Raw genomic sequence first — 8,261 nt, forward strand, 5'->3', positions numbered from 1 at the left:
GTGATGGCCCGGGGTATCTTTCTTCGGAGTGCCGCCACTACTGGAAGGCGTTAGCGGGTGAACGAGGACGGCGTCGCGCCGCCTCCCGCACCGGGTGCCGCGAAGGAGATCACCTTCTCCCTCGCCGATCTGCCCGACGTGCGGGAGTTCGCGGCTGCGCTGGCCCGACGCGGGGGGATGCCGGAAGACCGGGTGAACGACTTCCTCGTCGCCCTCAACGAGGTCACCACCAACGCCGTCACCCACGGCGCCACCAAGGCGCGGCTGAGGGTCTCGTTCGAACCCGGTTTTCTCATCGCCGACGTCCACGACGAGGGCCGGCACTGGCATCTGTCGTCCGAGTCGCCCCCGGGCTTCACCCCGCCGCGTGAGAACGCGACGAGCGGGATGGGCCTGTGGGTGGCCCGGCGGCTCAGCAGCGAGATGCGCGTGGTGACCGGCGAGACCGGGTCGACCGTGGTGATGCGTTTCCCCCTCTGAGGCGGGGTACGGGTCTGGAATGACCCCTTCATCCAGAATTCTGGTGGTCGGCGGGGGCAACGTCGGCATGTACGTCGCCCTCCGGCTCCAGCGCAGGCTGCGCAAGGAGCTCAAGCAGGGCAGAGTCGGCATCACGATCGCCGATCTCGACTCCTACATGACCTATCAGCCGTTCCTCCCCGAGGCGGCGGCGGGCAACCTGGAGCCCCGGCATGTGGTGGTGTCGCTGCGCAGGGTGCTGCCCCGGTGCAAGATCCTGAGCGGCCGGATCTGCGACATCGACCTGGCCGGGAAGTCGGCCCGGTTCGCGCCGATGGAAGGGCCTGAGCGGGTCCTCGGCTACGACTACCTGGTCTTCTGCCCGGGGTCGATCACCAAGACGCTGCCGATCCCCGGCCTGGCCGAGAACGGCATCGGCTTCAAGACCGTCGAAGAGGCCACCCACCTGCGCAACCACATCCTCGGCAAGCTCGACACGGCCGCCTCGACCGACGACCCGGAGGTCCGGGCCCGCGCGCTCACCTTCGTCTTCGTCGGGGCGGGCTACGCCGGGGTGGAGGCGCTGGCCGAACTGGAGGACATGACGGCCGACGCGTGCCGCTACTTCCACGGCATCAGCCGCGACTCGATGCGCTGGATCCTGGTCGAGGCCAGCGACCACATCCTGCCCGAAGTCGGCCCGGAGCTGGGCAGATGGACCACTGACGAGCTGCGCAAACGCGGCATCGACGTACGGCTGAACACCCGCGTGAAGTCGGTCGAGCACGACGTCGTGGTCCTCGACGACGGCGAGTCGATCCCGTGCGAGACGCTGGTGTGGACGGCCGGGGTGAAGGCCAACCCCCTGGTCGAGCACCTGCCGACGGGCGACCGGGGCCGCGTGGCCGCCTCGGCCGAACTCCTGATCGACGGCACCGACTTCGCCTTCGCGGCGGGGGACTCCGCAGCGGTCCCCGACCTGACCCGGCCCGGCGAGTACTGCCCGCCGAACGCCCAGCACGCCGTCAGGCAGAGCAGACGGCTCGCCGACAACCTGATCGCGACCATGCGCGGCCGGCAGCGCCGGCCCTACCGGCACAAGAACGCCGGTTCGGTCGCCTCGCTCGGGCTCCACAAGGGGGTCGCGAACATCTACGGCGTCCAGGTGCGCGGCTTCCCGGCCTGGTTCATGCACCGGTCCTACCATCTGACCCGGATGCCGACCTTGAATCGGAAGGCCCGGATCCTGATGGACTGGACGCTGGCCCTGTTCTTCAAGCGCGAGGTCGTCGCCCTGGGGGCGCTCGCCCGGCCGCGCGAGGAGTTCGAGTTCGCGACCAGGAGCCAGGAGGAGGCCGCTAACGCCCGGCGGTGATCGCGTCGAAGTCGGGGATCCGCGACGAGATGGCGTCGCCGGTGAAATCGCCGATCCAGCCGTCGTCGTCGTGGAAGAAGCGGATCGCGCAGAAGTCGGGCCGCGTGCCCATGTCGAACCAGTGGGTGGTCTTGGCCGGCACGCTCAGCAGGTCGCCCGCCTCGCACAGCACGGCGTGCACCCTCCCGTTCACGTGCAGGTAGAAGATCCCGGCGCCGCGGGCGAAGAAGCGCACCTCGTCGTCGTCGTGGGTGTGCTCGTTGAGGAACTTGGCGCGCGCGCCGGCGGCGACCTCCGGGTCGGCGTCGGGGCCGAGCTGGGCGACGTCGACGAAGGTGTAGCTCTCCTCGGCGTTGACCTTGGCGATCTGCTCGGCGTACGCCGCCAGCACGTCGTCGGCGGACGGGCCGGTCGCCACGACGTCCCAGTGGCGCAGGCGGACGCCGATCTCGCCCAGGGTGGCGGCGATCTCGGCCGGGTTCTCGGTCCGCTGGAGGAGTTCGGCGTCTTCGCCGTAGACGGTGAGGTAGGTCATGCCTCCCAGGGAACCACCACGGCCCGGTGATCGCCATAGCATGATCACGTCATTTGCTACGCTCCGTGATCATGACATCACACTTCAGTGACCTGGGAAGACTCGTCCGATGATCGATGTGCGCGGAACCGACGTACGACTCCGCAGCCTGCGGCCCGCCGACCTGAAGGTCTACACGCAGGTCTACACGAGCGCCGTCCTCACCCGCTATCTGGGCGTCGACCGCATGGACGAGGACCGGGCGCGGGCCACCTTCCTGGCCGGGCTGCGCTCCGACCGGCGCATCACCCTGGCCATCACCGAACCCGATGACGAGGCCGTCCACGGGCTGATCGGGCTGCTGCTGGAGGACTACGGCAGCAACGCCATGATCACCGGTCTCGTGCTGCTGCCCGGCTCGCCCATCCAGGGGCGCGGCGCCCAGGCGGGCCGCCTGCTCATCGAGTACGCCTTCGCCCACCTCGGCATCCACCGGATCTGGGCCTGCCACCGCCACGACCAGCCGTTGATGGAGCGCATCATGCTCGACGCCGGGCTCCGCCCCGAGGCCACCCTGCGGCAACTGTTCCGGACGCAGGGCCGCTGGCACGACGTGACCACCTACGCGGCCCTGTCGCACGAGTGGGACCTGGTCTACGCGCCGTAGAAGAACCGCCACAGCAGGGCGGCGGCGTACGTCCGATAGGGAGCCCATGGCAGCCCCCTGGCCCGCACCTCCGCGATGGAGGGCAGCCCCTCCAGCTGCCAAGCCCGCTCGACGGCCCGCCTGATGCCCTGATCGCCGGCCGGCAGCACATCGGGCCGGTGGAGCTGGGCGATGAGGAACGACTGCGCGGTCCACACGCCCACCCCCTTCACCTCGGTCAGCGTCTTGACGACCTCGTCGTCGCCGAGACCGGCCAGGTTCTCCAGGTCGAGCAGGCCGTCGGCCTGCCGGTGGGCCAAGTCGAGCAGGTAGGCCGTCTTCGCCCCCGACAGCCCGCAGGCCCTGAGCCGCTCGGCGCCCATGGCCAGAATCGACTCCGGCGTGGGGAAACCGCCGGCCGCGGCCTTGATCCGGTCGAAGAACGTGAACGCCACGGCCGTGGAGATCTGCTGGCTGACGACGTGCAGGACCATGCCGGAGAAGTTCGTCGGGCCGAACCGCCCGGGACTGAACCACGCGTACGGGTCGGGTTCGCCCACCTCACCGATCAGGCGCGCGAGCACGGGGTCGCCCGCCAGATGGTCGTAGGGCCTCATCAGGCCATTATGGAGCGGTGGAAACCGACATTCTCGCCAACCCCGTCTGGGCCGCGCTGACCGGGCCGCACGCCCACCTCGCCGTCGTCAGCGGCCGGACCAGGCGTTATCCCCTGGACGTGTCGCCCTTCGCGGCGGTGCCCGACGCCTTCGGCCCCGGCGACTGGGCCGACCTCGGCGGCCAGGTGCTGACGATCAACCAGGGCGAGGCGGGCGAGGGCTGGGAGACGTTCCTGGAGCTGCCCGGCGTGCAGATGGAGGGCTCCGCCGTGAAGGGAGCCGCCGACCCCTCGCTGAGCGTGCTGGGGCCGGGCGACGTACCGGAGATGCTGGATCTGGTGGCCCGGACGCAGCCGGGGCCGTTCGCCCCCCGGACCATCGAGATGGGTGTCTACCTGGGCCTCCGCGAGGAGGGCAGGCTGATCGCGATGGCCGGGGAGCGGCTGCGGGTGCCCGGCTGGACGGAGATCAGCGCCGTGTGCACCGACCCCGCCCACCGGGGGCGGGGTCTGGCGTCGCGGCTGGTGTCGGCGGTGGTGGCGGGCGTTCGCGCCCGGGGCGAGCGGCCGTTCCTGCACGCCGCCACCGCCAACGTCAACGCCGTCCGGCTGTACGGGTCACTCGGGTTCACCGTCACCCGGAACGTGACGTTCCGGGTGCTGCGGCCTCAGGAGGCCCTGACCCGCGACACCGCCGAGGCGGTGTAGCCCGAACCGGCGCCGACGCCGCTGATCGTGACCTTCCCGGCGGGGGTGCCCGCCGGGATCGCCGCGGTGAAGGCGACCGTGCCGGACGCGTCGGCGACCGCGCGGCCGAGGACCGCGCCGTCCAGGGTGAACTGCACGCTCTCCCCGGCCCGGTAGCCGCTCGCCTTCACCGGGTTCGAGCCGCCCGCGACGACCGCGTTCGTCACGATGAGGTTGCCCGGCGTGAGCGAGGCGGCGTACTCGGCGCACGCGTCGCCGGGCTTGCCGTAGGCGGGGGTGGTGACCTCGCCGTCGTCCTCGCGGACGGTGAGGGTGCCGAAGCCCCCGTCGCCCATGACCGCGCCGGCGGTGTTGGTGACCGAGACCTTGAACGACGTGGACGCCGTGCTCGTCGCGACCGTGTCGCCGAGGATGCCCGCCGGGACGGTCACGCAGGTCTGGCCGGGCGCGAAGACGACCTTCTTCATCGAGATCCCGGCGCGGCCGGTGGCCGAGCCGAAGACGCTGACGTAGCCGGTGACCTCGTGGTCGGCGGGAGCCGAGAGTGCCACGGCGATCGACGCCGTGCCCGGGCCGGAACCTTCGTCGACCCGGGCGGGCGCGACGTCCACCGCGATCTGCTGCTTGGGGACCCGGGCGCCGACCGCCCGGTTCTCTGCCGACAGGTCGGACAGGTAGACGCCCGTACCGGTGAAGGAGACCTGGCTGATGTCCTTCAGGTTCAGGCCGGTCGTGCCGAGCGGGACGGTGACCTGCTGGAGGATGATCTTCTTCAGCCAGGCCGAGGTGGAGCCGGGCAGGCGGGTGACGGCCCGGGAGTTGAGCGCCGAGACCGGCGACGACCAGGTCTTGCCCGCGCCGTCGGTGACGGTGATGGTGACGTCGGTGGCGGTCGCCACGGTCTCGTCGGCGGCGATCTTGACCGAGAGCTGCTCGTAACCGGACAGGTCGGCGCCGGCGGCCACGGTGACGGTGCCCGACTTCAGGCGCATCATCGGCGACGACGGGATGTTGAACGCCCACGTCGCGGGTGACCAGTGGGGGAGCGCCGCCTGGTTGGTCGCGGTCGCGCAGAACGGCTGGTCCTGCGGGATCTGGAGACCGCCGGAGCCGCCCATGCTGGAGCAGAGCGCGGCCTCACCGGTGACCGAGACGTTCGCCTCGGGCTTCTCGAAGGTCGCCAGGTCCCTGCGGGAGGCGGCGGGCTGGGTGGCGGCGCTGGTCACGTCCGAGAAGCCGATCGACGGGACCGAGACGGACGAGCCGTCGAACAGCGGCAGGAACCGCTTCTCGTCGCCGAGCACGAGCCGGAAGAAGCCCGCCATGTAGACGGCGCCGACCTTCTCCTGCTGCGGCGCGGTCAGGCGCAGGGTGGTGGACGCGGCCGGGTTGCAGACCGGGTCGTTGGCGCCGGTGCCGCCGACCGACCAGTCGTCGCCGGTGGCGGCCGGGAACAGCCCCGGCGTCCAGATCGTGTTGAAGAAGTTGTGGTTGGCGCCCTGCGCCAGGACGGCCGAGCGCAGCACGCTGTCGTCGAACCCGTGCCGGGAGTCGTCCACGATGTGCTGGCCCATGAGGTTCTCCACGTCGCCGTCGCAGTACGGAAGGATCGTGGCCGTCACGGTGTTGGGCAGCGAGATGCGGTCGTAGTCGACCGGCGCCAGCGGCAGCACCGCCTTGATGCCGAACTGCTTGTAGAGCGGCAGCGCGTCGTTCAGCGTGGCCGCCGCGACCACGCCCTCGCCGCCCCGGGAGTGGCCCATGATGCCGACGTTCTGGAAGTCGAAGGCCCGCTTCAGGTCGGCCGGGGTCACCGCGCCCGTCAGCGCCTGGGCCAGCGTGACGTCGCGGCCGGTGAAGGCGTCGTGGTACTCGACCGGGTCGCCGTCGTCGGCGTTCTCCAGCATGGTCAGCGTGTCGAGGACGAGCTGGCCGCGGGCCTGCGCGCCGTAGTCGGCGGCGAGCTGGTTGTCGTTGGAGTTGATCGCGTTGGCCGAGATCGACACGACGGCGTAGCCGTTGCTCGCGAGGGCGCGGGCCGGCAGGTCGTAGCCGATGTAGCTGGGGATCGTGGCGCGCTGCGAGGTGCTGTCGGGAGACGGCTTGCAGGGCCAGCGGTTGGGGTTGGCGGTCCCGGTTCCGTAGCAGGAGGTGTGGCGGCCGTGCAGGAAGATCACGAGCGGCTTCCGCTCGCGGGAGACCGGCAGATAGATCTTGCCGGTGAGCTCGCCGCGGATGCCGCCGATGTTGAGCAGCGGGACGGCCTGGTCACCGAAGTCGTAAACACCCTCTTTGACCTGGAACGTTCCCGGCGTGGAGGGGTCGTCCGGGAGGACGGTCTTCTGGACCTCCGCGAGGGTGGCCGCCGCCTGCGCCCTGGCGGCCGGGGCCTCGTCGAGGACGTCGGTGGTGATCGCGTCGGCGGAGGCGACGGCCGGGTCGGCGGTGACGAGGAAGAGGGACTTCCCGTCGGCCGACTCGGTGGCCGGGCCGAGCACCTTCCCGTCGGCGAGCAGCGAGGGGGCGCTCGAGTCCATCGGGAGCTTTTCGTCGAGGTTCACGGTGACCCTGTAACCGCCTGCCACGCGGTCGACCGTCCAGTCGTTCTCGGCGGCGGCCAAGGCGGGAGCGGCGGTGAAGGTGGCCACGCAGGCGAGGGACATTAACGCGGCCGTGCCGCGGAGGGTGTGACGCAAGGGGGAGCCTTACTCGTACGAGCCGGGTGTTGCGATTTGGACGGTATGAGCGGTTTGTTACCGGAGGCTCCTGATCATGTTTCGCCGGAATTTCCTATTGACTCTGTAGGAAATATGGGTAAATGTGGCTGCCATGACCGTCACCGACCGACTCCTGGCCGGCGCCGAGACCTACGCCGCCGGCTTCGACAAGGGCACGCTCCCGCTGCCTCCCGCGCTGGGCGTCGCCGTGCCGGCCTGCATGGACGCCCGCCTCAACGTCTACGGACTGTTCAGCCTGACGGAGGGCGACGCCGGCCGGATCCTCGCCGACCCGGCCGCCCGCGCGAGGTGAAGGCCTGAGATGTCCCCCGCGACCCGGACCCTGACGCGCGAGCTGCGCCTCCTCGCCGCCGCCGATCCCGCGGAGGCGCGAAACCGCAGGACCCGGCTGCTGGCGGAGTGGCGTGGCGCGTCGGCCGGGCTGCTCGCCCAGGTGCTGTCGGCCGCCATCGAGCTCGGCACGGCCGAAGGCCGGCTGGCATCACTCGGGCGCGAGAGCGGGGAACTGCGGGCCCGGCTGCGGGAGGCGGGGCTGTCGCTCTCGGAGGCCGCGGGCGCGGTCGACGGCGACGCCCCCGTCTCGGCCGGGGCCGAGGCCCGCGCCCGCATCGTCGGCGTCGCCGCCGAGGTGGGGCGGCTGCCGGTGGCGCCGCCCCGCCAGGAGTTCGTCTAGGACACCTGCGCGTACCGGCGGGTGAAGCGTTCCCGCAGGTCGCCGACCGGGTAGGCCGAGCGGAACGCGCCCCGGGCGCGGAGCGCCGGCACCAGGTGCCGGGTGATGGCCCGCAGGTCGTGCGGGAGCACGCCCGGCCGGAGCCGGAAGCCGTCGACCCCGGCCGCCTGCCAGTCGAGCAGCAGGTGGGCCAGGCCCGTCGCCGAGCCCGAGTAGACGTGGGCGTCGCTGTCGAAGGCGGCGCCGTCGAGGTCGTCGAGGCGGTCCTTCAGGCCGGCGCCGTCCAGGAACACGACCAGGTCGGCCAGCACCGTCACGCCGGGTGCCGCCCGCCGGGCCCGCTCGGCCACCGAGGCGGCCTCCCTGCGGTCGTGCGGGGTGACGAACACGACGTCGGCGGCGCGGGCCGCGACCTCCACCGGCAGGCCCGGCCCGGCCAGGGTCGTCACCAGGGGACGTCCGGGCAGCCGGGGGCGCAGCTGGCCGGAGGTGTGCCAGCCCGCGCGGCCGGGGCCGGCCCGGTCGAGGGCGG

Annotated in this window: 9 protein-coding genes and 1 pseudogene; 6 read left to right on the plus strand and 4 right to left on the minus strand. The window is 71.6% G+C overall.

Translation table 11 applies throughout. From position 1 onward, the window contains the following. Positions 1-57: 57 nt before the first annotated feature. Complete coding sequence (locus FDA94_RS23335) at positions 58-480, plus strand: ATP-binding protein (RefSeq protein WP_137249207.1); 423 nt, start codon at positions 58-60, stop codon at positions 478-480. A gap of 19 nt (positions 481-499) precedes the next feature. Next, positions 500-1,834, plus strand: a complete 1,335-nt coding sequence (locus tag FDA94_RS23340) for an NAD(P)/FAD-dependent oxidoreductase (RefSeq protein ID WP_137249208.1) — start codon at positions 500-502, stop codon at positions 1,832-1,834. On the opposite strand, the gene FDA94_RS23345 is transcribed toward FDA94_RS23340, so the two are convergent. Next, on the minus strand, positions 1,818-2,369 hold the full coding sequence (locus FDA94_RS23345) for a 1,2-dihydroxy-3-keto-5-methylthiopentene dioxygenase (RefSeq protein WP_137249209.1): 552 nt from the start codon (positions 2,367-2,369) through the stop codon (positions 1,818-1,820). The two genes, FDA94_RS23340 and FDA94_RS23345, sit on opposite strands and share 17 nt — an antisense overlap. A 109-nt stretch (positions 2,370-2,478) precedes the next feature. Between FDA94_RS23345 and FDA94_RS23350 the strand changes: the two genes are divergently transcribed. Further along, positions 2,479-3,015 carry a GNAT family N-acetyltransferase gene (locus FDA94_RS23350; protein WP_137249210.1) on the plus strand — a complete coding sequence of 179 codons (537 nt, stop codon included), beginning with the start codon at positions 2,479-2,481 and terminating at the stop codon, positions 3,013-3,015. On the opposite strand, the gene FDA94_RS23355 is transcribed toward FDA94_RS23350, so the two are convergent. Beyond that, positions 3,003-3,611 (minus strand): DNA-3-methyladenine glycosylase family protein, encoded by a 609-nt coding sequence (locus tag FDA94_RS23355; RefSeq protein WP_137249211.1) that lies wholly within the window; start codon positions 3,609-3,611, stop codon positions 3,003-3,005. The genes FDA94_RS23350 and FDA94_RS23355 overlap by 13 nt on opposite strands. 17 nt (positions 3,612-3,628) lie before the next feature. Here FDA94_RS23355 and FDA94_RS23360 point away from each other — a divergent pair, with 17 nt between their 5' ends. Then, entirely contained in the window at positions 3,629-4,318 is a 690-nt protein-coding gene (locus tag FDA94_RS23360; protein ID WP_137249212.1) for a GNAT family N-acetyltransferase, read from the plus strand. Here the strand turns inward: FDA94_RS23360 and FDA94_RS23365 are convergent. After that, complete coding sequence (locus FDA94_RS23365) at positions 4,279-7,014, minus strand: alpha/beta hydrolase (protein ID WP_137249213.1); 2,736 nt, start codon at positions 7,012-7,014, stop codon at positions 4,279-4,281. The two genes, FDA94_RS23360 and FDA94_RS23365, sit on opposite strands and share 40 nt — an antisense overlap. A 133-nt stretch (positions 7,015-7,147) precedes the next feature. On the opposite strand from FDA94_RS23365, the gene FDA94_RS23370 reads away from it, so the two are divergent. Further along, a complete protein-coding gene (locus FDA94_RS23370; RefSeq protein WP_212735460.1) occupies positions 7,148-7,348 on the plus strand; it encodes a carbonic anhydrase in 201 nt (66 codons plus the stop codon). 9 nt (positions 7,349-7,357) lie between these two features. Then, on the plus strand, positions 7,358-7,729 hold the full coding sequence (locus FDA94_RS23375; RefSeq protein ID WP_137249214.1) for a hypothetical protein: 372 nt from the start codon (positions 7,358-7,360) through the stop codon (positions 7,727-7,729). Here FDA94_RS23375 and FDA94_RS39380 read toward each other — a convergent pair. After that, positions 7,726-8,261 (minus strand): annotated as a pseudogene (locus FDA94_RS39380) (LLM class flavin-dependent oxidoreductase); the annotation flags it as partial. The gene FDA94_RS23375 and the pseudogene FDA94_RS39380 sit on opposite strands and share 4 nt — an antisense overlap.

The organism is Herbidospora galbida (assembly GCF_005233835.1).
GTDB classification, from domain to species: Bacteria; Actinomycetota; Actinomycetes; order Streptosporangiales; family Streptosporangiaceae; genus Herbidospora; species Herbidospora galbida.